The 23,358-nt window shown below is 69.1% G+C and carries 27 protein-coding genes and 2 pseudogenes; 10 read left to right on the plus strand and 19 right to left on the minus strand.

The genetic code is table 11. The annotated features are described in order from the left end of the window. Positions 1 to 192: 192 nt before the first annotated feature. Positions 193 to 843 carry a cupin domain-containing protein gene (locus ACWIHY_RS32415; protein WP_454379764.1) on the minus strand — a complete coding sequence of 217 codons (651 nt, stop codon included), beginning with the start codon at positions 841 to 843 and terminating at the stop codon, positions 193 to 195. Between the two features lie 277 nt (positions 844 to 1,120). Between ACWIHY_RS32415 and ACWIHY_RS32420 the strand changes: the two genes are divergently transcribed. Then, on the plus strand, positions 1,121 to 1,300 hold the full coding sequence (locus tag ACWIHY_RS32420; protein WP_454379766.1) for a DUF6480 family protein: 180 nt from the start codon (positions 1,121 to 1,123) through the stop codon (positions 1,298 to 1,300). A 95-nt stretch (positions 1,301 to 1,395) separates the two neighbouring features. On the opposite strand, the gene ACWIHY_RS32425 is transcribed toward ACWIHY_RS32420, so the two are convergent. From ACWIHY_RS32425 to ACWIHY_RS32435, 3 genes and pseudogenes are all read right to left on the minus strand, one after another. Continuing rightward, a complete protein-coding gene (locus ACWIHY_RS32425; RefSeq protein WP_454379838.1) occupies positions 1,396 to 1,764 on the minus strand; it encodes a hypothetical protein in 369 nt (122 codons plus the stop codon). A 223-nt stretch (positions 1,765 to 1,987) separates the two neighbouring features. Continuing rightward, a pseudogene (locus tag ACWIHY_RS32430) lies at positions 1,988 to 2,242 on the minus strand (lasso peptide biosynthesis B2 protein); the annotation flags it as partial. Further along, positions 2,239 to 3,549: a lasso peptide biosynthesis PqqD family chaperone gene (locus tag ACWIHY_RS32435; protein WP_454379768.1), complete on the minus strand. Its 1,311-nt coding sequence runs from the start codon at positions 3,547 to 3,549 to the stop codon at positions 2,239 to 2,241. The gene ACWIHY_RS32435 and the pseudogene ACWIHY_RS32430, both read right to left, overlap by 4 nt. On the opposite strand from ACWIHY_RS32435, the gene ACWIHY_RS32440 reads away from it, so the two are divergent. Continuing rightward, positions 3,433 to 4,389: an alpha/beta hydrolase gene (locus ACWIHY_RS32440; protein ID WP_454379769.1), complete on the plus strand. Its 957-nt coding sequence runs from the start codon at positions 3,433 to 3,435 to the stop codon at positions 4,387 to 4,389. The genes ACWIHY_RS32435 and ACWIHY_RS32440 overlap by 117 nt on opposite strands. A gap of 321 nt (positions 4,390 to 4,710) precedes the next feature. Here the strand turns inward: ACWIHY_RS32440 and ACWIHY_RS32445 are convergent, their stop codons facing one another. The 4 genes from ACWIHY_RS32445 to ACWIHY_RS32460 form a co-directional block, all read right to left on the minus strand. Then, on the minus strand, positions 4,711 to 5,508 hold the full coding sequence (locus ACWIHY_RS32445) for an alpha/beta hydrolase (protein ID WP_454379771.1): 798 nt from the start codon (positions 5,506 to 5,508) through the stop codon (positions 4,711 to 4,713). Positions 5,509 to 5,536: 28 nt separating this feature from the next. Further along, positions 5,537 to 5,779: an alpha/beta fold hydrolase gene (locus tag ACWIHY_RS32450; RefSeq protein WP_454379773.1), complete on the minus strand. Its 243-nt coding sequence runs from the start codon at positions 5,777 to 5,779 to the stop codon at positions 5,537 to 5,539. A 478-nt stretch (positions 5,780 to 6,257) separates the two neighbouring features. After that, complete coding sequence (locus ACWIHY_RS32455) at positions 6,258 to 6,986, minus strand: SDR family oxidoreductase (RefSeq protein ID WP_454379775.1); 729 nt, start codon at positions 6,984 to 6,986, stop codon at positions 6,258 to 6,260. A 374-nt stretch (positions 6,987 to 7,360) separates the two neighbouring features. Further along, on the minus strand, positions 7,361 to 7,693 hold the full coding sequence (locus tag ACWIHY_RS32460; protein WP_454378643.1) for a hypothetical protein: 333 nt from the start codon (positions 7,691 to 7,693) through the stop codon (positions 7,361 to 7,363). Between the two features lie 263 nt (positions 7,694 to 7,956). On the opposite strand from ACWIHY_RS32460, the gene ku reads away from it, so the two are divergent. Together ku and ACWIHY_RS32470 are read left to right on the plus strand one after the other, a co-directional pair. Then, positions 7,957 to 8,994: a non-homologous end joining protein Ku gene (gene ku / locus ACWIHY_RS32465; protein ID WP_454379776.1), complete on the plus strand. Its 1,038-nt coding sequence runs from the start codon at positions 7,957 to 7,959 to the stop codon at positions 8,992 to 8,994. After that, positions 8,984 to 9,673: a hypothetical protein gene (locus tag ACWIHY_RS32470; RefSeq protein ID WP_454379778.1), complete on the plus strand. Its 690-nt coding sequence runs from the start codon at positions 8,984 to 8,986 to the stop codon at positions 9,671 to 9,673. The genes ku and ACWIHY_RS32470 overlap by 11 nt, the downstream gene beginning before the upstream one ends. Positions 9,674 to 9,887: 214 nt before the next feature. Here the strand turns inward: ACWIHY_RS32470 and ACWIHY_RS32475 are convergent, their stop codons facing one another. The 5 genes from ACWIHY_RS32475 to ACWIHY_RS32495 form a co-directional block, all read right to left on the minus strand. Further along, on the minus strand, positions 9,888 to 10,235 hold the full coding sequence (locus tag ACWIHY_RS32475) for a DUF6233 domain-containing protein (RefSeq protein ID WP_454379780.1): 348 nt from the start codon (positions 10,233 to 10,235) through the stop codon (positions 9,888 to 9,890). A 15-nt stretch (positions 10,236 to 10,250) separates the two neighbouring features. Then, positions 10,251 to 10,460 carry a LexA family protein gene (locus tag ACWIHY_RS32480; protein ID WP_454379781.1) on the minus strand — a complete coding sequence of 70 codons (210 nt, stop codon included), beginning with the start codon at positions 10,458 to 10,460 and terminating at the stop codon, positions 10,251 to 10,253. Next, complete coding sequence (locus ACWIHY_RS32485) at positions 10,460 to 10,702, minus strand: hypothetical protein (RefSeq protein WP_454379783.1); 243 nt, start codon at positions 10,700 to 10,702, stop codon at positions 10,460 to 10,462. The genes ACWIHY_RS32480 and ACWIHY_RS32485 overlap by 1 nt, the downstream gene beginning before the upstream one ends. A gap of 263 nt (positions 10,703 to 10,965) precedes the next feature. Then, on the minus strand, positions 10,966 to 11,946 hold the full coding sequence (gene trxB, locus ACWIHY_RS32490; protein WP_454379835.1) for a thioredoxin-disulfide reductase: 981 nt from the start codon (positions 11,944 to 11,946) through the stop codon (positions 10,966 to 10,968). Positions 11,947 to 11,951: 5 nt separating this feature from the next. Continuing rightward, positions 11,952 to 12,371, minus strand: coding sequence for an arsenate reductase ArsC (locus ACWIHY_RS32495; protein WP_454379785.1), 420 nt, complete (start codon positions 12,369 to 12,371; stop codon positions 11,952 to 11,954). Positions 12,372 to 12,470: 99 nt separating this feature from the next. Between ACWIHY_RS32495 and ACWIHY_RS32500 the strand changes: the two genes are divergently transcribed. The 4 genes from ACWIHY_RS32500 (at position 12,471) to ACWIHY_RS32515 (ending at position 15,325) form a co-directional block, all read left to right on the plus strand. Beyond that, positions 12,471 to 12,785, plus strand: a complete 315-nt coding sequence (locus ACWIHY_RS32500) for an ArsR/SmtB family transcription factor (RefSeq protein ID WP_454379787.1) — start codon at positions 12,471 to 12,473, stop codon at positions 12,783 to 12,785. A 35-nt stretch (positions 12,786 to 12,820) separates the two neighbouring features. Further along, positions 12,821 to 13,612, plus strand: coding sequence for an aquaporin (locus ACWIHY_RS32505; protein WP_454379789.1), 792 nt, complete (start codon positions 12,821 to 12,823; stop codon positions 13,610 to 13,612). Next, positions 13,609 to 14,667: an ArsO family NAD(P)H-dependent flavin-containing monooxygenase gene (locus ACWIHY_RS32510; RefSeq protein ID WP_454379791.1), complete on the plus strand. Its 1,059-nt coding sequence runs from the start codon at positions 13,609 to 13,611 to the stop codon at positions 14,665 to 14,667. The genes ACWIHY_RS32505 and ACWIHY_RS32510 overlap by 4 nt, the downstream gene beginning before the upstream one ends. A 100-nt stretch (positions 14,668 to 14,767) precedes the next feature. After that, positions 14,768 to 15,325: a DinB family protein gene (locus ACWIHY_RS32515; RefSeq protein WP_454379793.1), complete on the plus strand. Its 558-nt coding sequence runs from the start codon at positions 14,768 to 14,770 to the stop codon at positions 15,323 to 15,325. A gap of 2 nt (positions 15,326 to 15,327) precedes the next feature. Here ACWIHY_RS32515 and ACWIHY_RS32520 read toward each other — a convergent pair whose 3' ends face one another. From ACWIHY_RS32520 to ACWIHY_RS32530, 3 genes are read right to left on the minus strand one after another with little or no spacing between them, the layout of a single operon-like run. Continuing rightward, positions 15,328 to 15,822, minus strand: coding sequence for an N-acetyltransferase family protein (locus ACWIHY_RS32520; protein WP_454379795.1), 495 nt, complete (start codon positions 15,820 to 15,822; stop codon positions 15,328 to 15,330). Beyond that, a complete protein-coding gene (locus ACWIHY_RS32525; protein ID WP_454379797.1) occupies positions 15,819 to 16,184 on the minus strand; it encodes an ArsR/SmtB family transcription factor in 366 nt (121 codons plus the stop codon). Before ACWIHY_RS32525 ends, ACWIHY_RS32520 begins: the two co-directional genes overlap by 4 nt. A 48-nt stretch (positions 16,185 to 16,232) precedes the next feature. Next, entirely contained in the window at positions 16,233 to 17,228 is a 996-nt protein-coding gene (locus ACWIHY_RS32530) for a flavin-containing monooxygenase (protein ID WP_454379799.1), read from the minus strand. 163 nt (positions 17,229 to 17,391) lie between these two features. Between ACWIHY_RS32530 and ACWIHY_RS32535 the strand changes: the two genes are divergently transcribed. Together ACWIHY_RS32535 and ACWIHY_RS32540 are read left to right on the plus strand one after the other, a co-directional pair. After that, complete coding sequence (locus tag ACWIHY_RS32535) at positions 17,392 to 18,756, plus strand: NAD(P)-binding domain-containing protein (RefSeq protein WP_454379801.1); 1,365 nt, start codon at positions 17,392 to 17,394, stop codon at positions 18,754 to 18,756. A 6-nt stretch (positions 18,757 to 18,762) separates the two neighbouring features. Continuing rightward, positions 18,763 to 19,383, plus strand: a pseudogene (locus ACWIHY_RS32540) (MFS transporter); the annotation flags it as partial. A gap of 342 nt (positions 19,384 to 19,725) precedes the next feature. Here ACWIHY_RS32540 and ACWIHY_RS32545 read toward each other — a convergent pair. Genes ACWIHY_RS32545 through ACWIHY_RS32555 form a run of 3 tightly spaced genes read right to left on the minus strand, consistent with a single transcriptional unit; the run spans position 19,726 to position 23,084 of the window. Further along, complete coding sequence (locus ACWIHY_RS32545; RefSeq protein ID WP_454379802.1) at positions 19,726 to 20,091, minus strand: hypothetical protein; 366 nt, start codon at positions 20,089 to 20,091, stop codon at positions 19,726 to 19,728. Between the two features lie 10 nt (positions 20,092 to 20,101). Beyond that, entirely contained in the window at positions 20,102 to 20,836 is a 735-nt protein-coding gene (locus ACWIHY_RS32550) for a hypothetical protein (protein ID WP_454379804.1), read from the minus strand. After that, the gene (locus tag ACWIHY_RS32555) at positions 20,823 to 23,084 is read right to left on the minus strand and encodes a hypothetical protein (protein WP_454379806.1); all 2,262 of its coding nucleotides are present in this window, start codon (positions 23,082 to 23,084) and stop codon (positions 20,823 to 20,825) included. The genes ACWIHY_RS32550 and ACWIHY_RS32555 overlap by 14 nt, the downstream gene beginning before the upstream one ends. Positions 23,085 to 23,358 lie beyond the last annotated feature (274 nt).

A 23,358-nucleotide genomic window follows, 5' to 3' on the forward strand; every position in this document is an offset into this window, starting at 1 on the left:
AGGTTCTCGGGGAAGGGCAAGGTGTCTCGGTTGGACGTCAGTGCTGGCCGCTCTTTTGTCCGATGTGATGGGCTCATCAGTCTCGGCCCACAGACCCCGGGTTGGCGAACGGTTTTCCGATCCGGAACCGGCGCGGCCACGCTCGACCGCCCGTACCCGAGAACACGCCGAGAACCGCAGCAACCGACAACGTCAACTGAGACATCCACCGCGAAGTGCATCGTCGCGGTTGTCGGCCTTCCGGTGGTGCCGTAGGTTGCGCCGGCGGCGGCTCAGCCCTGCCCGGCTGCGACTGCAGGCGGCGGCCGCCACGGGGAACTGCGCGGAACCGGCCGCCGCCTGCAGAACTGCGTTCGTCGGTCGCGCCCGGCGAGACGGGCGAGCTACGGGTGGGCGCGGACGTGGGCGACGGGGACTGTGCCGAGCGTTGTTGTGGATGAAGACCGGGTGTGAGGCTTCGGTCCACTTCTCCTCGCGAGTGCCGCGTGGCAGGGTGACGGCCATCATGTCGCTGGGGGCGTCCAATGCGAGGCGGTGCCATCGCCCGCGTGGCACGATGGCCGCGGTTCCAGCACCCAGTTTGATCTCCTCCTCGTCTCCCGGCTGTTCCGGACGGAGGATGATACGTATTCCGCCGGTGAGGCAGGAGATGAATTCGTCCGCCTCGGTGTGGATTTCCCAGTGGTCGCCGTGGACGTCGGCGTCGGTCTCCGCATGGGCGACCATCAGCAGCCAGCCGTCCCGCTCGAGCTCGGTGTCCGTTGTGGGCTGCTCGGTGTGCACCTGGCCGCCTGGGTGAAGGTGGACCAAGGATCCGAAGAGTTCGATCCGGGTGACAGTCATGCTAGGACGTCCTTCCCGCGGTGGTCTTTCATCGGGTGAGTTGTAAGCATGGGATGCCTGCCTGGGGTCGGCAGCGACGACGTCACTCGACCAGGGCGCGGCGCAGGGCTGCGGCGAGTTCGGCGATCTGCCGCTGCGACACCTCAGCGGCCAGGACCGCCTGCGACCCGTGGAACGTCGTCCACAGCGGTTACACCCCACCGGTACGTGGTAGTCGGTCAGCCCGGACGACCGAGCAGCAGATGCGTGATGCGGCGACTGGCGCGAAACTGAGGATATGACTGATCCACTCGTGCCTCCCGAGGAGACGCCTCCGGCCGAAGGCTCCACTGCCGAGGCGCACGAAGAGCGTGCGGACGGCGGCCTGTGGGAGCACCCGGGCGTTTGGGTGTGGCTGATCATCATTGTCGCCGTCCTCGTCGCCGGCTACTTCATCGCCCGCATGATCTCTCTGTGACCCTGAGCAGCACCAAGCCCGGCATCACTCGCCCCACCTGGAGACGCCGGATGCCCCACCCGGCGCCATCATCACCGGCGCTCACGTCTCAGCGGTCAGTCGGCTGGCGGTGTCCGCCGCTGTGGCAGGGCGGTGCACAGCGGCGGCCGGCCCCAGGTCGAGCTGCCTGTCCATCTCCAGCCGGTCCGGCCCAGAGTGCGGCCTTTGCGGCGGGCCCTGGCCTTGAGCTCGTCGAACCACACGTCGCCGGCGAGATCGGCCAGGAGGTCCCTGAGGTCGGCGGCGGTGGTGCACAGGGCGAGAGCCATCCGCACCGTGTCGACGTCGAGCGCGCTCGGAACGGGCGCCTGCTGCTGACGGTTGACCTCTTCCTTGACGAGTTCGGCGATGGACGAGTGGCGGCCCTGATCGGGGATCGGCGCCGGCTCCTCGTCCGTCGCGGCGAAGAAAACCGCCGGTCGCAAGCCTCGTAGCGCCCTCCGGGAGTTCGCGCTTTTCATGCTGCCCGAGGCTGCGGCCGGAGCATTGAAGCGTCAGTGCTTCTGTGGGAGATCGTGAGCGTGGGTGTGTAGTAACCGGGGGGTTCCTGCTCGCCCACGGGGACGCCGTCCACCTCGACCCAGGCATGGCGCGGAACGGGGCGGTGCGCACTCCGGTGCACCAGGTCGGCCAGGTGCCTCCCATGCGGCACAGCAGCGTGGTGGCGAGGGAGCGTTGCAGGCAGTTCTGTCCGGCGCAGCGGGTGCTGACGGCGACCACAGCGTCGCGGGCTGCCCGTGCCTGGTCGGCGGTGGCCGGGGCGGCTCCGTTGCGCAAAACGTTTAGGGCGGTGCGGATGTGGCGGGGCGGCAGGGCGGCCAGGAGCCGGCCGGCCAGGCGGGCAGTGCGGCGGCGGCGCAGGGGCAGGGCTGGCGGCTCGTCGAGGGCGATGGGGGTGCTCATGTGCGGGCGAGCCCCTTCGTGAGCAGGGAGTTCATCAGCGAAGCCACGTCGGCGTGGGCACGGTTGGGATCGGTGCCGTAGCGCTCGGTCAGGGATTTGGCGGTGTGGTCGGGGGTGGCGCCATTGAGCAGGGTACGCAGGATGAGGGAGCCGGACGGGTTGAGCTGAAAGTAGCGGCCGCGCCGCTGGTCGAGAAGTACGGTGCCGTGCTCGGTTTCTGCCCGGGACACGTCTGTGCCGAGAGCGAAGGTCATTGGATTCCTTCCTTGACGGCGGTGGCGTCCGTTCCAGGGGACGGCGGCGGCGCGGAGGCTGTCGCTGACACGCTGCGCAACCACACTTCGCAGGCCAGGTGGGCTCAAGTGCCAGGACGGCAGGACGGTGGGGTGGGTAGTGCGCAGGGTGGCGCGGACGGTCTCATCGTCGATCAGGCCGAGGCGGGCGAGTTCCGAGCCGTCGAAGAGTTCGAGGAGGGTGGTGCGGTGGTGCCGGAGTCCGTCGAAGGTGTCCTCGCGGATGTTGATGACGGTATGCGGTCCGCGGCCGGGCGCGAGCGGTTCGGACCGTCGCTTGGACGCCTGCACCAGAAGGTCGCTGACGGTTTCCGCGGTTGCCTGGGTCGTCCACGGCGGCATGTGCAGGGCCGGGGTCCAGCCGAGCTGTGGATGGGACTGGGAGGGCGGGGCGGCGTTCAGCTGGACGGCGCTGCGGGCGAGCCAGGAAGGGAGGTCGCGGGAGTCGGCCAGGGCGCGCCAGGTGGCGCCGAGTGGCCAGTGGGCGAGGGCGCGCCGTTCGCTGACGGAGCGCGCGGCGGTCCACGGCCGGGATCGGGCCAGGCTGTGCAGGTGAGACGGAGGGGTGTGGAACAGCTCGTCCCCGCCGTGACCGGACAGGTGTAGCGGGGAGCCGCGGGCGGCGACGCGGCGGATGTCCGCGAACCGGGCTCCGGCCCGTACCCAGTATGACGGTTCGGTTGGCAGGGTCAGCCCGGGGGCGCCGCGCCGGGGTTCCCGGTCGGCGTCGAAGGAGAGCTGCTCGGCGGCCTCGGCCGCGTCCACCAACTGCTCGCAACGCAGGGCGACCGCCCGCATCCGGGCCCGTCGCAGCCCCAGGGCCCGGTACATCTCGTACGCCACGTCACGCAGATCGTCGGTGTGCGCGGACGGCCCCCCGGGCAGCTGGCGGCTGCGGTGGATCTGGGTGCGGTCGGCGAAGGTCATCGTCATGGTCACGGCTTTCGGCGCATGCTGGCGCGTTCGCAGCCGCTCGCCGAGCTCGACCGCCAGCGACAGCAGCGCGGAGCGCACCAGTTCCGGGACCCGGTCAGCAAACTCCCGGCCGACGAAGAGTGGATCACGGTTCCCTCCCAAGTGGGGGACGTCCGGGTACGCATCATCAAGCCGCAGGGCACTACTGGCATGCTGCCGGTCATTGTGTACATGCACGGTGGAGGCTGGATCCTCGGCAACGCCGGAACCCACGACCGGCTCGCGCGCGAGCTCGCTGTCGGCGCCCGCGCGGCGCTCGCGTTCGTGGAGTACCCGAACTCGCCGGAAGCCCGCTACCCGACCGCGATCGAGCAGGGCTACGCCACTGCCCAGTGGATCACCCGAGACGGGGCATCCAAGGGCCTGGACGCCAGTCGCATGGCGGTGGCCGGCGAATCGGTGGGCGGCAATATGACGGCCGCGCTGGCGCTGATGGCAAAGGAACGCGGCGACGTCACCTTCCTGCAGCAGTCGATGTACTACCCGGTCACCGACGCGGCGATGAACACCGCGTCCTACGAGCAGTTCGCCACCGGCTACTACCTCACCCGCAAGGCGATGGAGTGGTTCTGGGACGCCTATACCACCGACCCGGCACAGCGCGCCGAGATCACGGCGTCGCCGAATCAGGCCAGCACCGAGCGGGTCACTGGGCTGCCGCCCACCTATGTGTGCGTTGACGAGGCCGATGTGCTACGCGACGAGGGAGAAGCCTACGCCGCCAAGCTGCGCTCAGCGGGCGTCCCCGTGACAACCGTGCGCTACAACGGCACCATCCACGACTTCATGCTGCTCAATGCGCTCAACGAGACCCGAGCCACGCGAGCCGCCATCGGCCAGGCCACCGCTTTCCTGCGCGCCGGGCTTGGAACAGGCTGAGGCACCCGCAGACGAAGCCGCTCAACCTCGGTGTCGAGGTTGTCGGCGTGGTGGTCATGGGTGACCACCACGGCATCGAGCGGCGGGAGTTCGGATGCTTCAATCGCCGGACCCGAGGTCTTGCGGAACGAGGTGCCCCAGCCGAACGTGTAACGCAGGCCGGAGGGGTCGAAGGTCGGATCCGTAAGGAACCGTCGGCCCACGGCCTCGATGAGCGTGGTCGGGCCGCCGATACGGGTGAAGCGGACCTCGGTCATGCGGTGGTCCCTTCCGGACGTCCGGGGGCGGACCGAGTGACCCCGCCAGCCCCGGACCTGTGACCTACCGGGCGTGCGAGACGGCCCAGTCGAGGGCGTAGTCGGCGGCCTCCTCCCAGCCGGGTGCTGCGGGCAGCAGGTGCGGGCGGCCCGGGAACACCTTGCTCTCGGTGACCGTGTCCGATTTGTAGTGGCGGGCGTTGGACTGCTGCACCTTCGGCGGCATCAGATGGTCATTCTCGCCGGAGACGAACAGCAGCGGCGCGCGGTCGTCATTGTGGTAGTCGACGTATGTGCCCTGGTGGCCGGGGCGCAGGGTGGCCAGGGCGCTGTCCCAGAAGATGCCGCCGGAGGCCGGGACGGCATAGCGCTCGTACAGCACCCGGGACTCCTCCTCGGAGAGCGTGTTGGTGAAGGTGTAGTGCCACTGCTCGGCGTTCAGGCCGACCGCCCGGTGCCTGTTGGCCGGGTTCTTCAGCACCGGGAAAGCCGACTTGATCTGGGTCAGCGGCACCACGGCGACCCCCTCCGTGGGGGCGGAGCACATCGCCACCCCCGCCGCGCCCAGACCGTGGTCGAGCAGGAGCTGCACGAAGACGCCGCCGGCGGAGTGGCCGATCAGGATCGGCGGCTTGTCCAGGCCGCGGACCAGGGTCTCCAGGCTCTCGACGATCTGCGCGACGGTGACCTTTTCTATGGGCGTCGGGTCGGCGTTGAGCGACTCGACCTCCACCTCGAAGCCCGGGTAGGCGGGCGCGAGAACGCGGTAGCCGCGCTTTTCGTAGCGGACGATCCAGTGCTCCCAGCTCCGGGGTGTGACCCAGAAACCGTGGATCAGGACGATGGTGTCCGGAGTGCTCATGACTGCTCCTTCCGGGAGCTTCGTCGGATCAACGGGTGGCGCGATACGCGGCGTCGATCTGGCGGACCACGGCGTCCGGGCGGGACATCATCACGACGTGCGAGGCGCACTTGACCTCGACGGTCGTGCTGCCGACCCGCTTGGCCATGAAGCGCTGCAGGGCCGACGGGATGAAGTTGTCGGCGGTGGCGACGAGATACCACGACGGCACGCTCTTCCAGGCAGGTGCGCCACTGGGGCCGCCCAACCCGCCCACGCTCATGATCAGCATCCACCCAGCCTTGCAGGATTGCGGGGCAGCTTTTCGCGCGTGAATCCTAGCTAAGGCGCCAACGAGCACTGCCAACCGAACGGATGCCAGCTCTCCCTACGCCTAGCCGGGGACTGCTCGATGCGCCGGGATGGTATCGGCGTGCAGTGGCGCAGGTGCCGCCCACGACCCGGACGGTGCAGCGAGGTGCTCAAGGAACGCGGGGATACGTGGGTCGTGGAACCAGCGAAGGCATCACCTTGCTGGAAGGCCGCGATCCCGATGGTCTTCCCGACATCATTATCTCGTGGTCGGCGGTGAGCCGCACGCTCCGGCTCAGTTGGTAGCCATATTCGACGGCGCAACGTTCTCAGGCGGGAGGGTGTCCTTCGACAAAGCGTCGCCTTCGCCGACGGCAGCATGTCCTTCCGCTGAGCGCACCCACGACGGCCAGGGCTTGGCTCTCTGCGGTCTGCGCGCCTGAGAGGGCGCGAGCGAGTCAGGAGAGCCAGTCGGCGTAGCGGGTGGGGGCGAGGTGAGCGTCCTTGTCGGTGAGGACGTCACCCTTGACGACGGCGAACATGCCGGCAGTGGGGTCGGTAACGACGGTACGGTTGTCGCCCTTGCGGGACAGGGTGATCCGGCCCAGCTCGTCCAGGGAGAAGATCTCGGGGCCGGCGATGTTGCGACTGCCGCGTAGCGGGGCGCCCGCGGCGACCTCCGCCACCGCGTTGGCCACGTCCTTGGCAGCGATCGGCTGGATCGGCGTGGCGGGCAACCGGACGGTGTTGCCGTCGGCGGTCCAGGACAGGACGGTGTCCATGAACTCCATGAACTGCGTCGCCCGGACGATCGAGTAGGGGATCGGCCCGGCCGCGAGGATGGTCTCCTGGAGCACCTTGGCCCGGTAGTAGTCCAGCTCCGGCACCTGGTCCGCGCCGACGATTGCGAGGATGACGAAGTGGCCGACGCCGCCCTTCTGGGCCGCGGCCAGAAGGTTGTCCATCGAGGTCTGGAAGAAGGCCGGGGAGGCTTCGTCGAAGGTCGGGGAGTTCGTCAGGTTGACGACGACGTCGGCTCCCGCCACCGCCTCGTCCAGTCCCTGGCCGCTGATGGCGTCGACTCCGGTGGACTGCGAGTGCGGTACCGCCTCGTGCCCGGCGGCGTTCAGATTCTTGACGACCTGCGATCCGATCAGCCCAGTACCGCCGATCACTGCGAACTTCATGACATGCCTCTCGTCGGGAGTATGTCTGCAATATGGCATATGAACCCCCACTCCCCCCGCAACGAGCACCGCCTGCATTCGTCGCGCTACCGACGTACCAGCCAGGCCCGAGCCCGCCGCCACTACCAACGCCGAGGCCACACACCCCAGATGCGGTTGCAGTATTAAGAGACAGCGCACTCCCGGGCAGGCAGTGACCTTGGTGCCTGGTGGTCGTTGTTCCGCCGACGCGGGTGTGCATATCCGTCCCCCACGGACCCGCGTTGTGGGGGGGCCTGCCACCCCTCAGGGCCCTCACCCCCATACCGGCCGGCACAGCGGCGTCGGCGAATACGTCCGGTTCCCCCTTTTGGCAGGGCGGGCCGATCCGAAGGTCAGGCTGGCCAAAGCTCCGAGACGGGGAGTACCGACCAGTCCCATGCGCCGTTGGTATCCGTGTCGGCGAGGAGCACCAGGTCCTCCTCGCTCACGCGGGCCCGCCCGCGGGCCACGGCGAGCTTGGCCAGGTAGGCAAGGTGGAAGTCCTCGGGGAGGTCTCTGCCGCCCTGGGTGGCCCGGTGAACCAGGACCACGGTGTCGTCCGAGCCGACGCGGGCCGCGACAAGCTCCTCGGCGGACGTGCTGAGGTAGGTGATGGCGTCGGAACGGATCAGACGGCTTTTCTCCGGCTCGCTGTGACTTGGACTCAGCACCCAGACGTCGGCCATGGTCCCCTCCCGAGGGGTCAGCGGTGATCATCAGGACCATCCTTGCTCACCCGCTGAGGAATCGTCTGTCATCGGGCGGTTGTGTCAGTCGTCGTCGCTGGCCAGTGCCAGGGCTGCTTGCCCAGGTCGGTTCTCGCGGAACCCCTCTCCCATAGCGCCATTCGCTGCCCCGTTGGTCCCCACGGCCGGCACCCCACCCTCATGCCCGTTTTAGGCTGGATCTCCCCACCGCTGGAGGCCCGCCATGCCACGCCCCATCTGGAGTGGAGCCATCTCATTCGGGCTGGTCACCATCCCCCTGTCGCGTCCTGAGCGCCACCGAGAACCACAGCATCGCCTTCCGTCAGTTCCATGAGGCCGACGGCGGCCGAATCCGGTACCAGAAGGTCTGCGAGCTGGACGGGCAAGTCGTGCACCAGGGCGAGATCGGGCGCGGCTACGAGATCTCCCGCGACACGATCATCGAGGTCACGGACGCCGAGCTGGACGCCATGCCGCTGCCCACCGCGAAGGCCATTGAGATCGTGGCGTTCGTGCCGGCCGAGTCCATCGACCCGGTGCGCATCGGCGACAGCTACTATCTGGCAGCCGATGGCGCCGTCGCAGCGAAGCCCTACGTCCTCCTGCGCCAGGCCCTGGAGCGCTCCAGCAAGGTCGCCGTCGCCAAATACGCATGGCACAACCGCGAGCGCCTCGGCCTGCTCCGGATCAAGGAGGACGCGATCGTCCTGCACAGCCTGAAGTGGCCGGACGAGATCCGTTCCCCCGAATCCCTGCTCCCCAAGCCGGGGCCCGTGGCCGACGAGGAGATCGAGGCGGCCGTCGACCTCATGGAGGCCATGGCCGTTGAGGACCTCAGCGGTTTCCGTGATCATTACCGCGCAGCCCTGGAAGAACTGATCCGCGCCAAGGCCGAGGGTGCGAAGCCCGAAGGGGCTCAGCCCGAGCCAGCCGCAGCCCCCGTCGTCGACCTCATGTCCGCACTGCTCGAATCCGTGGAGTCCGCACGCCAGGCCCGCGGCGAGAACCAGGACGACGGCGGCACGCCCAGCACGAGCGGATCCAGTGCGAGCGTTCATGACATCGCTGGCCACGCCGAACACAAAGCCGCGAGAACCCAGCAAAGAAGGCCGCCAGGGCCGCTGGAAAGAAGTCCGCGGCCAAGAAGGCAACCGGCCGCAAGCCCCGAACGCTTAAAGCAGCCAGTCTCCTCCGCCCGGCGGCACACCCGCATCCAGAGGGCTGCAGGGAGAACGGGCCGTACGCTCCGAGGTACGCGATTCTGGAGACATGAAGATTGAGGTCCTGGTAGCGCCGGCATGTCCCCACCGCCAGCTCGCCGAGGAGCGGCTGCAACAGGCGCTGAACGAATCCGGGCTGAGCGCCACTGGTTTCACCACCCGGGTAATCGCCGACCTGGTCGAGGCCGAGGAATCCTGGTTTAAAGGTTCCCCGACAATCTTGATCGACGGCCGCGATCCGTTCCCCGAGGACGGTGCCGTGCCGTCTCTCGCCTGCCGGGTCTACCGTTCCCCCGACGGGCCAGCCGGGGCGCCCAGCATGGGCCAACTCCGGCGGGCCCTACGGGCGGCCGTTGCCGACCAGCGCGCGGAAGAGGAGCGCGCCCGCCTCGCCCAGCAGGTCATCACCGAGTACCTCACGCAGGAACTCAACGCGGCGGACGAGCACGCAATGAACGCAGTCGGTACGCCGGAGGCCCAGGCCCGAAGCAGCGCCGCGCGGCAGGCGAGGGACCGGCTGGAGCACTGGCAGACCCGACGACTTCTGGACATCGAAACGGCACGGGCCGTGGCCCACGCCGACCTGGAACCCATGGAGGATGCGCACACGCTTGCCATGCACTCCGGGGAAATTCCGGACGTAGACGAGGCCCAGGAGATCAAGGCGAGGGCTGCCGTGACCCGGTACTGGCTCCGTGACGTGGAGGGGTACGACATCCCGGACTATCCCGGCCTGTGAGGTGGCAAAACGCCACAATGATCAACTGCAGGCGGCCGGAACCCTAGGGCAGTGAGCTCGAGATCGATATCGTCGCCGACACCGGTCTCGTTGGTCCGGGGCCGGTCACTTGGTGTCCGCCTGTCCGGACTCACGGGGTTGGCGCTCAACGTTCGGTGAGAACCGCTCAACCTTGGCGCGACTGGCCATCCGTGTCGCGAATCGGGCCGTGGCTCTACTCGAAGGTCCGCAGCTCTGAGTCCGGGCGGCAGAGGCCACAGGCTTCGACGCCGTCGCCGATCCACCGGATCGCCTCTTGCCGACTGACCTCTTTCGTGCGGACCTGGGTGCCGCTCAGGGCACACTCCTCCCCCACGTGAACGCGCATCGGGGTGTGCCCGTTGATGCTGATCTCCAGCGTCCATTCCGCCGGCGGTTTCTGCCGTTCGATTTTCTCGTGGATGACGGCCTGCTGCTCCAGGTGCCGGATCCGCTCCCGCACCCGGGCCAGGATCGCGAGCAGGAAGGTCTCCAGCACACGCAGCCGCGGCAGGTCCGGCGGGAGGTCGAATGGTGCGGACATGGCGGTGCCCCGCCTTCAGGTCAATCGGTAGGAGCGCCAGCGGCTGCCACTGCGCGAGATCACGCCGTGCTGCTCAAGCCGATTGAGCTGGTACTGCCCGGATGACGTGCTGGACAGGCCGACCCGGTCACCGATCTCGCGGACCGCCGGCCCCTCTCCATGCTCGTAGATCCACTCCCGGATACAGGCCAGGACTTCCTCCTGCCTCACGGTCAGGTGACCCATCACGGCGCATCCCTCCCCTGCGCGTGGGCGCGTACCGGCTGGGACAGGGCGGCCCGGGCGGCGGTCGAAGCCCCGGCCGGGGTGAACCAGAAGCGATGCCAGAAGAGCCGGTTGGAGAGGTGCAGCAAGCGGCGCCGCAGGGCCGTAGTGCCGCGCGGGTGGGCAGCAGCAAGCGTGATGTACGTACCGCCCCAGTCGTACTGCGCCTGCGCCAGGTCGTCGGGGAGCGTGGAATGCGCCATGGCTCAAATTAGACCACGTGTTCGAATTTGGAGTCACGCTCACCACGCAGGCGTGCGCCTCCGGCCCATTGTTGGCGATTCCGATCGCCACCTGGCGAGTCAAGCTGCGGAGAGGGCCGGGCTCGGGTGCTGGGACAACTGGACGCTTCGATTCGAAGTTGGCCAGACTCTTGACGGCTATCCGGCCAGCCCGAAGCCTCGATGTCCAAGAGGGGGGCGGCCCACTCCGTAGAGTGGGCCGCCCCCCTTTCTGTGCGCTCAGGTCAGACTGCTGCCGGTACCGGTTCGTCCTGCGTGCGCAGGGCAGCCAGATAACGCTCGGCGTCGAGGGCTGCTGCGCAGCCGGTGCCGGCGGCGGTGATGGCCTGGCGGTAGGTGTGGTCGACGACGTCGCCGGCGGCGAAGACTCCGGGGAGGCTGGTGCGGGTGGAGGGCGCCTGGACCTGCAGGTAGCCCTCGTCGTCGAGGTCGAGCTGGTCGGTGAACAGTTCGCTGCGTGGGTCGTGGCCGATGGCGATGAACAGTCCGGTGACGTCGAGGTCGCGAGTCTTGCCGGTGAAGGTGTCGCGCAGGATGACGCCGGAGAGCATGCCGTTCTGCTCCTTGATCTCGGCGATTTCGCTGTCGAAGGCGAAGGAGATCTTGTCGTCGGTGAAGGCGCGGTTCTGCATGACTTTGGAGGCGCGCATGGTGGAGCGGCGGTGGACGACGGTGACGGAGCGGGCGAAGCGGGTGAGGAAGGTGGCTTCTTCCATGGCGGTGTCGCCGCCGCCGACCACGATGATGTCGCGGTCGCGGAAGAAGAATCCGTCGCAGGTCGCGCACCAGGACACTCCTCGGCCGGACAGCTCGTCTTCCTTGGGCAGGCCGAGCTTGCGGTAGCCGGAGCCGGTGGCGATGATCACCGTCTTGGCGCGGTGGACGGTGCCCTCGGAGTCGGTGACTTCCTTGATCGGTCCGGTGAGGTCGACGGAGACGATGTCGTCGTCGATCATCTCGGCGCCGAACTTCTCGGCCTGGGCCCGCATGTTCTCCATGAGGACGGGGCCGTCGACGCCCTGGGGGAAGCCGGGGAAGTTCTCTACCTCGGTGGTGGTGGTGAGGGAGCCGCCGACGAAGATCGAGCTGCCGAACAGCAGGGGCTTGAGCTGGGCGCGGGCGGTGTAGAGGGCGGCGGTGTATCCGGCGGGGCCGGATCCGATGATGACGTTGCGTATGTCGTCGCCGGTGGTCGTCTCGGTCATCGCGGTCACGCCTGCTGCTTGGCTTCGATCTCGGCGATCAGGCCCTCGATGAGGCCCTTGATCTCGTCGCGGATGGGGCGGACGGCCTCGACGCCCTGGCCGGCCGGGTCCTCGAGCTGCCAGTCGAAGTAGGTCTTGCCGGGGAAGTACGGGCAGGCGTCCCCGCAGCCCATGGTGATGATGTAGTCGGACGCCTGGGCGGCCTCGGGGGTGAGGACCTTCGGCTTCTGGTCGGAGATGTCGATGCCCAGTTCGGCCATCGCGGCCACCGCGGAGGGGTTGATCTGGTCCCCGGGCACGGAGCCGGCGGAGCGGACCTCGATGCGGTCACCGGCGAGGTGGCGCAGGAACCCTGCGGCCATCTGCGAGCGGCCTGCGTTGTGGATGCAGACGAACAGTACGGACGCGAGCGGGGTGGAGGACATCGTCTCTTCCTTCATCAACCAGAATCTGCCGGCCGCCGGCACGATCCATGACTCAGCCCGGACTGGTATCAGGCCGGAATGATGTGACAGTATCAGCACATGATGACGTCAGTCGACACTGAACTGATCCGGGTACTGGCCGACCCGCTCAGGTTCCAGATCGTGACCCTCCTCGCCAAGGAGACGCTCTGCACCACCCACCTAGTGGAGGAGACGGGTGCCAAGCAGACCAACCTCTCCAACCACCTGAAGGTGCTGAGAGAGGCCGGGGTCGTGGAGACCGAGCCATGCGGACGGTACATCTACTACCGCCTGCGCCCGGAGGTCATCGAAGCCCTCGCCGGTCAGTTCGCCGACCTCGCCCAGACCGCGCGATCCACCTCCGAAGCGAACCTCAAGCGGTCCTGCCCATAGCCCGCTCTGCCTCACCTGCCCGAGGAGAACCCGTCTTGACCGCCACCGAGCCCGTCGCCGCCCCCGCAGTGGAGAGCGTCATAGCCGCCGCCGCGCCCCAGCCCGCACCCGGCACGACCCCGCCCCGCACCCCGCTGATCGCCCGCGCCGCCGCCGAGCTGGTCGGCACCGCCGCCCTGGTGGCGGTCGTCGTCGGCTCCGGCATCCAGGCCACCGAACTGACGCAGGACGTGGCACTCCAGCTCCTGGCGAACTCCCTGGCCACCGTCTTCGGGCTCGGCGTGCTGATCACCCTTCTCGGCCCGGTCTCCGGCGCGCACTTCAACCCGGCCGTCACCCTCGCCGAGTGGTGGACCGCCCGGCGCGGCGGCGGGGGCGTCACCGCCCGCGAGCTGGCCGTGTACGTGCCCTCGCAGATCGCCGGCGCGATCGCGGGCGCGACCCTTGCGGACGCCATGTTCGGCGAGCCGCTGGTGAAGTGGTCCATGCACGACCGCTCGGCGGGGAACCTCCTGCTCGGCGAAGTCGTCGCGACTGCAGGGCTGATCCTGCTGATCTTCGGTCTGGCCCGTACCGACCGGCTGCGCTTCGCGCCCGTCGCGGTGGCCTCGTACATCGGCGCCGCGTACTGGTTCACCTCCTCGACCTCATTCGCCAACCCGGCCGTGACCATCGGCCGCGCCTTCACCGACACCTTCGCGGGCATCGCCCCCGCCTCGGTGCCCGGCTTCATCGGCATGCAGCTGGTCGGCATGTTCGTGGGCCTGGCGCTCGTGGCGGTCATCTTCATGCCCGGCACGAGCGACACGGAGCAGCCCGCGGCATGACGCGCAGCACGGATGTGGTGGTGATCGGCGGCGGCCAAGCAGGGCTCGCCGCTGGCTACCACCTGCGCCGCCTGGGCATTGAGCACGTCATCCTCGATGCCCAGGCAGCACCCGGCGGGGCCTGGCAGCACACCTGGGACTCCCTCCATCTGTTCTCCCCGGCGCAGTACTCCTCACTGCCCGGGCGGCTGATGCCCGCCCAGCCCGGCAAGACCTACCCGGACGCGCAGCATGTCGTGGAGTACCTCGCCGACTACGAGAAGCGGTACGAGCTGCCGGTCCAGCGCGGCGTGTGGGTCGATGCCGTCCACCGCGACGGCGAGTTCCTCCGCGTCGAGAGTGACGTGGGCGACTGGCAGGCCCGCGCAGTCATCAGCGCGACCGGCACCTGGACCCGCATGTTCATCCCCGCCGTCCCTGGTCGCCGGGAGTTCTCCGGCCGCCAGCTCCACACCGTGCAGTACAAAAGCCCGGCCGAGTTCGCCGGCCAGCGGGTGATCGTGGTCGGCGGCGGCAACTCTGGCGCCCAGATCGCGGCCGACCTCGCCTCTGTGGCCGAGCTGACGTGGGTCACTCAGCGTCCGCCCCGCTACCTGGCCGACGACATCGACGGCCGGGCCCTCTTCGACGCAGCCACCGCCCGACGCCAAGCGCTGGATGCCGGCCGCTCCGACACCGGTGGCGTCGCCTCCCTCGGTGACATCGTGGCTGTGGCGCCCGTACGTGATGCCCGCGACGCCGGACTTCTGCATGCGAAGCCGATGTTCACGCGGTTCACCGCCTCCGGCGTCGAGTGGGCCGACGGCACCGTCGCGGCAGCGGACGTGGTCATCTGGTGCACCGGCTTCCGCCCGGCCCTCGCCCACTTCGCCTCACTGCGCCTGCGCGGCACCCGCGGCCACATTGCGACCGTCGGCACGCGGGCCGTCGACGAACCGCGGCTGCACCTGCTTGGTTACGGCGACTGGACCGGCCCCGCCTCCGCCACCCTCGTCGGCGTCGGCCGCACTGCCCGCGATGCAGCCCGGGACATCTCGGAGAGTCTGCAAGCCTGATCCCTTCGTAGGGCCGCCGACGAGTGGTGCCCGTACGGGGAAACGGTGATCATCGCGACAGCGGGCACCGTGCCGAGGGCCGACCGAGAGCTGGCAGACGATGGCGAACACGACTCCGATGGACCGGCAGGCCGTGTACGAGGACTACGAACGAGTCCGCCGCACGTTTCACCAACTGCTGGACTCCGCCTCCAGGGCGGACCTTGCCCGGCCCACCCGCGGCACCAAGTGGACCAACGAGCAGCTGCTGTGGCACATGCTCTTCGGCTACATGGTCGTCCGGGCTCTGCTGGTCCTGGTCCGTGTCTTCGGGCGGCTTCCACGCGGCGCCAGCAAGTCGTTCGCCCGGCTTCTCGACGCGGGAACCGTGCCGTTCGACTGGGTCAACTACGCGGGGCCACGAGGGGCCGTGAAGATCTACGGCCCGCGCAGGATGGGAGCCGCCTTCGATCGAGTCCTCGACTCCCTCCAGCGCCGGCTGGCCGCCGAGTCCGACGCCGACCTGGCCCGCGGTATGCACTACCCCGTGCGGTGGGACCCCTTCTTCAAGGACTTCATGACACGTGCGGACATCTACCGCTACCCGACGCAGCACTTCGACTTCCACCACCGCCAGCTCACCCTGACCAGCGGCGACGGGCTCCAACGGGAAGGCTGAGGTCAGCTGATCCGTGGGCTGCGGCGCTCCAGCAGGACCACGTCGCGCCACACGCCGTGGTGGCGGCCGATGCGCTCGCGGGTGCCGATGACCCGGAAGCCGGCCCGCTGGTGGAGGGCGAGGCTCGCGCGGTTCTCGGGGAAGATGCCGGACTGGATCGTCCAGATACCCGCGGCCTCCGTCGAGCCGATCAGTGCAGTGAGGAGCTGCATGGCGACACCTCGCCCACGGGCACCAGGGTGGACGTAGACGGAGTGCTCGACCACGCCCGCGTACGCGCACCGGTCCGAGACCGCTCTCGCCGCCACCCAGCCCAGGACCTTGCCGTCCTCGGCGACGGCGGCGAAGCGGTGCTCCGGCAGCTTGCCCGCCTCGAACACCTGCCAGGTGGGGGCGGTGGTCTCGAAGGTGGCGTTGCCCTCGTCGATCCCCGCCTGGTGGATCGCCAGGACCTCGTCCGCGTGCGCTTCGGTCAGCGGGGCGATGGTGATGCTCATGCGGCGGCCGCGCGGGTCAGGAGCTGGCCCATGGCGGCGAGCACCGCGGGCTCGACCCGGTAGTAGACCCAGGTGCCGCGCCGCTCGGAGGACAGCAGCCCGGCCTCTTTCAGCTTCTTGAGGTGGTGGGAAACGGTGGGCTGGGAGACGCCGACGTCGGAGATGTCGCACACGCATGCCTCGCCGCCCTCGTAGGAGGCCACGGCGGAGAAGAGCCGAAGGCGCACCGGATCTCCGAGCGCCTTGAACATGAGAGCGGTCCGCTCGGCCTCCTCGGCCGTCAGCGGGCGCTCCGCCAGCGGCGGGCAGCACGGCGCGACGGTCTCGGACTCCAGCAGCGGCAGAACCTTCACGTTCGACATGCGTCTATGTTGACACATGTCGAAGCAGGCGGCGAGGGTGCGACGGCGTCAGCGGGACAGCAGGTGGGCGCCCAGGTGCCGGGCTGCTCGTTCGGCATCCCGGCCCACGCCGCGCAGCGAGTTCGAGGACAGGCCGCGCTGCCACTCCAGCCCGACGAAGGGCAAGCCCGGGTGGCTCGAGGAGCGGCCGCCGCGGTGGAGCGGCCGGCCCCCGGCGTCGAGAGCGCCGAGGGATGAGAGGTAGGGAAGGTCGGGGCGGTAGCCGGTGGCCAGGACGATCGCGTCCACCGTCTCGCCGGTCCCGTCGGGCCAGGTGACCATTGCGCCGTCCACGCCCTGGAACATGGGGCGGCGCTCCGGGGCGCCGGCGTCGAGGGCGGCGCGGTAGCGGCCGTCGTCGAGCACGGGCTGGGCCTGCGGGGTGCGCAGCAGGCACCCCAGCGGTGCGGCGTCCAGGCCGGTGCGGGTCAGCCAGAAGTGCAGGTCCCGGCCCCGCAGGTGCTGGCGGGCGAACTGCACCGGCGCCCGGGTCGCCAGCGTCGTACGGCCTGCGCGGGCGAGCTCGGTTGCAATCTGAACCGCCGAGTTTCCTGCCCCGACCACCACGGCGCGCTGCCCGGCGAACGGTCGGGGGTCTCGGTAGTCGGCCGCGTGCAGCACCCGGCCGGTGAAGGGTTCCAGGCCCAGCAGTGCCGGACGGTGGGGGCGGCCGAAGCTGTCGCTCGCCGCGACCGCCGCCCGCGCCGCCAGGCGCCCCCCACTCTCCAGCTCGATGGTGAACCCGGCGCCGTTCGCCCTGACCGCTGCCACACGCCGGCCGGTGCGGATGTCGGCCTGGAGGCGGTGGGCGTAGGCGGTCAGGTAGGAGACGACCTCGTCGCGGTGCGGATAACGGTCCGGATCGCCGCCGAACGGCATACCGGGCAGTGCGCTGAACCTGGCCGGAGAGAAGAGGGCCAGGCTGTCGTAGTAGTGCGGCCACGACCCGGCGGCCTGGTCCGATGCCTCCAGGATCACCGGCGCGAGGCCCTGGTGGGGAGGCATACGCAGCCGCCAGGCCCGACTGGCCGCCTCCGATGATCGCGATGTCCACGTGTTCCACATGAGCCCCCAAATTGATGAATGTCTATGTTGACGCTCATCGAATCAGGCGTCATGCTGGCTGCGCAAGCCATCGACGGATGTCGAAACAACTGAGGAGCCTGCCGTGAACGCGCCTGCCACCACCGCCGACCTGCCCACCGTGGTCATCGGCGCCGGACCTGTCGGCCTGGCCGCCGCCGCCCACCTCACCGACCGGGGCCTGGCCCCGCTGGTCCTCGAAGCCGGCCCCCGCGCGGGTACCGCCACCCGGGACTGGTCGCACGTACGGCTCTTCTCCACGTGGTCCGAGGTGGTCGACCCGGCGGCCGAGAAGCTTCTGGCCCCCACCGGCTGGACCGCGCCGGACGGTGCCACCTACCCCTCCGGCGGCGACTGGGCCGACCTCTACCTCCAGCCCCTCGCCGACGTCCTCGGCGACCGCGTCCGCTACAACACCACCGTGACCGGCGTCTCCCGCGCCGGCCGCGACCGCGTCGTCGACGCCGACCGCGAGACCCAGCCCTTCACCGTCCGCGTCGTCAACGCCGACGGCACCGAGGAGCGGATCCTGGCCCGCGCCGTCATCGACGCTTCCGGTACCTGGTCCACGCCCAGCCCGATCGGTGGCGACGGCCTTCCGGCCCTTGGCGAGCAGGCGGCCTCCGACCGGATCTCCTACCGCATCCCCGACCTCAGGGACCCGGGCGTCCGCGCCCGCTACGCCGGCAAGCGCACCGCCGTCATCGGCTCCGGCGCCTCCGCCTTCACCGCACTCGCCTACCTGGCAGACCTCGCCAAGGCCGAGGACGGCACCGGCACGCACGCAGTGTGGATCCTGCGCCGGGGCATCTCCGGCTCCACTTTCGGCGGCGGAGAGGCCGACCAGCTGCCCGCCCGAGGCGCACTCGGCCTCGCCGCCAAGGCCGCGGTCGACGACGGCTACACCAACGCCGTCACCGGCTTCCGTACCGACGCCGTCGAGCGCGACAGCGACGGCCGGCTGGTGCTGGTCGCCGAGGACGGCCGCCGCCTGGACCCGGTCGACGAGGTCATCGTCCTGAGCGGACTGCGCCCCGACCTGTCGTTCGTCTCCGAGCTGCGCCTCGGCCTGGACGAACGCCTCCAGGCCCCGGTCGAGCTCGCTCCGCTGATCGACCCCAACCAGCACTCCTGCGGCACCGTCTACCCGCACGGCGTGAACGAGCTCTCCCACCCGGAGAAGGACGTCTACCTCGTCGGCATGAAGTCCTACGGCCGCGCCCCGACCTTCCTGGCCATGACCGGCTACGAGCAGGTCCGCTCCATCGCCGCCCACCTCGCCGGCGACCGCGAAGCCGCCGAACGCGTCGAACTCACCCTCCCGGAAACCGGAGTCTGCGGCGGCGCCGGCCTCTTCGACCAACCCGCGGCCGAGGAGACCGGGGGCGGCTGCTGCGCAGCCCCCACGACGCTCACCATCGGCGCCCCGGCCTCTTCCGGCGGCTGCTGACCCACGGTGCCCAACATCCAGGCCAGCGTGGCCGCGACCGGGACGGGGGTCCGGTCACGGCCACGCGCCGCGCTCCCCGCCCTGTGCGCCAAGCAGATCACCGGCTGGGGCATCGTCTGCTACGCCTCCCGGTACTGAACTCGCGCATCACCGCCGACACCGGCTTGTCACCGCATTCACAACCGCGGCGTTCTCCGGAGCCCTGCTCGTCTCCGCGCTCGCGAGCATCCCCATCGGCCGCATCCTCGACCGGCGCGGCCCCCGCACCGTCATGACCACCGGCTCCGTCCTGGCGGTGCTGGCGCTCCTGTCCATCGCGGCCGCGCCCAACCTGACCGTATTCACCACCGGATGGCTCCTCGCGGGCGTGGCCGTGGCCGCCACGTTCTACCCCCCGCTTTCGCCGCCCTCACCCGCTGGTGGGGCGAGGACCGAGTCCGCGCCCTCACCATCGTGACCCTCGCCGGAGGCCTCGCATCCACCGTCTTCGCACCCCTGACCGCAGCCCTCGCCAAAGACTTCGGGCGAACCACCTCCTTCGTCCTGGCGGTCATCCTCGGCCTCGTGACCATCCCCGCCCACGCACTGGCACTACGCGCACCATGGCCACCAACCCCCGCGGGCCCACTCGGCGGCCACTCCACCGACTGTCTCCGGGTGTTGGGCGAGCACCACCCACTCACCACGGCAGTGCGAACGAACGTGGAATCGAGGATGTAGATCACCAGGGTGCAGGAGGCACGCCTTGCCGAACTGACCGTCGTCCAGCGCATGGCCGCCACCGAACGCGCCCGCGTACACACCGGCCTGGGCCAGGGCGCGCTCGGTCTGCCGCCGTGGAACTGGGACCCATTCGGAACACATCGGCCGCAACCGGAGAAACCCCACCACAACCTGAGCCGACCCCGGTTTCATGGTGTCCATGTCCAGGGGCGAAGTGGCGGTTTGGTTCAAGTGCCGACGAGGCGTTCACCTGGGTGGCGCGGCCAGCCCGAGGTTCAGAGCGAGGGTCATGAACACTGCGGTGAGCGCGGGCTGGCCAGCCTCGGCCAGGAACGATACGAAGCGTGCGAATGCGGTGCGGAGAGGCCCGGGTTCCACCAGCTCGGCCGAGGCAATCTCTTCGATCTCGGCCAGCGCCGCGTGTGTGCCGTCCGCCTGCTCGCGTGTCAGGGTGACGGTAGCCAGTTCCCTGCGCATCAGGTCGACGAAGGCCCTCAGCGCCTCTTGGTCGGATGCTTGTCTGCTCGTGAGCACGCTGTTGTCTCCAGTGTTGAACTGGCCGGTCGCGTTGCGGCCCACGCTGATGCTCCGGGTACCTGGCTGATCGGTCATGCTCTCCTCCTCAGATGCGGGCAAGGATGATCTTCATAAGTGCTTCAGCTGCTGTCGGGTCATCGATCCAGTCCGTGTCCTCACCTGGCAATCTGCCTACTCGCACGTCAAGCTCGGTCCCATCGTCGAGTTGAACGCGGACCTGCTTGTAGCTGTTGACGCCAATCGGGCAGAGCCAGGACTGGTTTGTGATGTCGATTCGCTGACAGCCCTCCCTGTCGAAGGGCTTGGCCCGGTAACCGACCTCAACGCTCACCAGGAGATCTAAGCGTTGGGAATCCGGGCTGTTGTAGGAGCAGGAGCCGAAGAAGGGGCCGCTCTTCGGTTCGGAGACACTGCGCCATTTCTCGTTCGCGTGCTTGAGGTAATCCGCTGTGCGTGCCAGATCGGCTGGCTTCAGCAGCGTGCACGGGTCGAACGCGGGTCGGGCAGTGGGCTCGGGCGGTGATGCCGAGGAGGTGTCGCGGGCGTATGGCAGCGCATTGTCGTAGGCACCGCTCAGTGTTTGGTCGCCGGTGATGGTGAGTGTGCGGTTGTTCGTGCCGATGTCGCCGGTGGCGGACAGACTAACCGTCGCTTTTCGGTTAGTGTCGAGGTTCTGGCAGTCCATTTTGATCGTTGTGCTGGTGAACAGGCTTTTCACGGTGTAGCGGCAGAGTGTGAAATCCTCGGTAACGTTTCCGGGTGTCCACCGTGCGTCCCGTCCGTCGAAGGAGAACTGAGCGCCGTCCTCACGGTTCCACACCCCGGCAATCCGTGCCCACGGAGGTGCGGATGCCCGACCGGTGTCGGATGCGGCGCACCTGTCGCGTGCGTCTGCGTCCTCGGGGCTGGTCGTCGTGACGCATACCGAGCGCTCGGCGTCCGCCTTTACGGTGCAAGTGGCCGCCTCTGCGCCCTCGTCGCAGCCCCAGTAGACAATCTTGACACCTGTTGGCAGGGGACTGTCGGGCACGACTGTGACCGGACCTTCCTCGCCTTTGGCCACCCGGACGACCTTCGTGCAGTCGGTCCCGCCGGCCTCGACTCGGCACGAGCCCTCTGCCGTACCGGGCATGTCGCCGACCTCGAAGACGTCGGTCGCCACCTGAACGTGCAGCGGCACCGTCGGCTTGGCCGCCGCCCCCCCCGCCTTGGCCCAGGACCCACACGCCGCCGCCCCCGATCGCCAGCAGGGCGCCGCCGATTATGAGCTTGGCGGTCAGCGTCAGGCCGCCCTTGGAGAGTCCCCCACCGAGACCGCCGCCACCGGCACCGTGTCCCCCGCCGGGCGGCGGGTGACCGTCCAGCGTTTGGCGGGGCGGCGATTGGGGCGGGTCGGGAAAGCCGCGCTCGACGGGCTCTGCCCCATCCGTACCTTCCGCGCCACCGGAGTGACCGTCCGCGGAACCGGACTGGCCGTTCGCGTCGCCGTCGTGTCCGTCCCCGGCATTGGACCGGTCATTCACCTCACCGCCGTCCGCCGTGGGGGATCCGTCCTGGGCGGCTTCCGCACCCGAGTCCGGCTGTTCCGGCGGTCCGGTCGTCGTGCCGTGGGGGTCGGCGAGTGTCTGACCGTGCTCGGCGATGTCCGCACTGCCGTCGTCGCCGAGTGAACGCCAGGCGGCTGAGGCTGCCGCGAATGCGGCTGCGGCGGCGATCCGCTTGCCGGTGAGCAGGGAGCGGACTCCGTTCTCGTGGGTGAAGTAGGCGCGGGCACGCTCGTCGCCAGCTTGCTCTGCCGCAGTCAAGCCTCGGGTGAGGATGCGTCCCCAGGCTCCCCACCGTAGGGAGCAGGCTGCTGCGGGAGCGGCGGCTCGGGCTAGCCCTACCCCGAGGTCTGCCCGGCCCGAACGGCCGACCGCCTCGATCCAGGCGGCTATGAGCGGACCGTGCTCAGCGACCGCTGCGGCTGATGTGTCGCGGGCCGTGGCCCACGCTGTCATCCGGCCCGTGGAGTCAGCGATCCGCGCCGTCTCCTGGGCCAGGTCGTCGGGGAGGACCGCAACCGCGTCCGGGAAGAGCCGGACTCTCTCGTCGGTGCGGGTGAGGAGTCCGAACCTGGCGAGCCGACCGGCGGACATACGTACCGCATCCGCAGTCAGCGAGGGCGCCAGCAGAACTGACAACAGGTCAATCGACATCACTGCGGCCGGGGCCACCGACAGCAGCGCCAGGATCTCCCGTTCCACGCTGGTTGCGGCCGCGACGAGGTCGTGGAGGAGCTCTGGAATCTCGACCGGTGCAGGCAGCCGCGCGAGCCCTGTGTCCGCATTGCGCCGGGCCAGCGCGGCGGCGCGGAGCAGCTTGAAGGGGTGCCCCTGGCACGCTTCCCAGAGCACGGCTGCGTCGACGGTGTCCGCTGGGCGCGACTCGCGTTGCAACTCTCTGGCGAGCAACTGCTGAGCGGCCGACCGAGGGAGACCGGCGAGTTCGATCGTCGTGCCTTGTCCCCAGAGCGTGCGTTCGGCGGAGCCGACCAGGACGGTGCCGGCGGGTATCGCGTCCTGAAGCCGGACCAGTTGGCGACTTGGTTCGTCGAAGTCGTCGATGACCAGGCAGAGCCGGAGGTCGGCAAGCAGGGCGTGCAGTTCTCCGTCGCTCGGACGGTAGCCAGGGCTGTCGTAGCAGGCTTCGAAGATGCTCTGGAGTAGGTCGTCGAGTTCCTTCCCATACGCGTCGAGGAATACGACGCCGTCACGGCCGTCGAGTTCGAGGGCGGCGTGTCGGATCAGAGTGCTCTTGCCTATGCCGTCAGCGCCATAAACCTGGACGGGTTCGTTGTCGGCGACAGATCGCTGCAGTAACGCCGTTTCGTCGTCACGCCCCAGAGGCATGGTGACGTGGCGGGGGAGGCGCTCGATACGCGTCCGCCGTTTCGGCTTCGGGCGCGGGCCCGCCTGGTGGACATGCACCAACGAAGCGTGGGCAGTCACGAGTACGTTGTGGTCTCCGGTGGAGAACTGGCCGATGGCGTCGCCGCCCACCGACAGCCCCCTGTCTCCAGCCGCCATTGTCGCTCCCCCGGGCCACGACGTGTGCAGTGATGTGACCACAGCATCCCGGAACTCTGCCGACTCTGGTAGCGGAATAGGGCATTCCCCAATGAATCATCGAATTCATCTCTAGGTCGGCCAGAATGCGTCAAGAACGAGCAGGCGGTCCCTATATTCCACTCCGTTGGCCGAGGTAGCCAGGCTGCAGGTTCAGAGTGTGTCCTCTTCAGCGGATGCCCTTCATCATCTCTGCGGACGCTGTCCTGCCCAACACCTCCTCGGCGGCGATGGC

The organism is Streptomyces sp. NPDC055287, assembly GCF_053646035.1.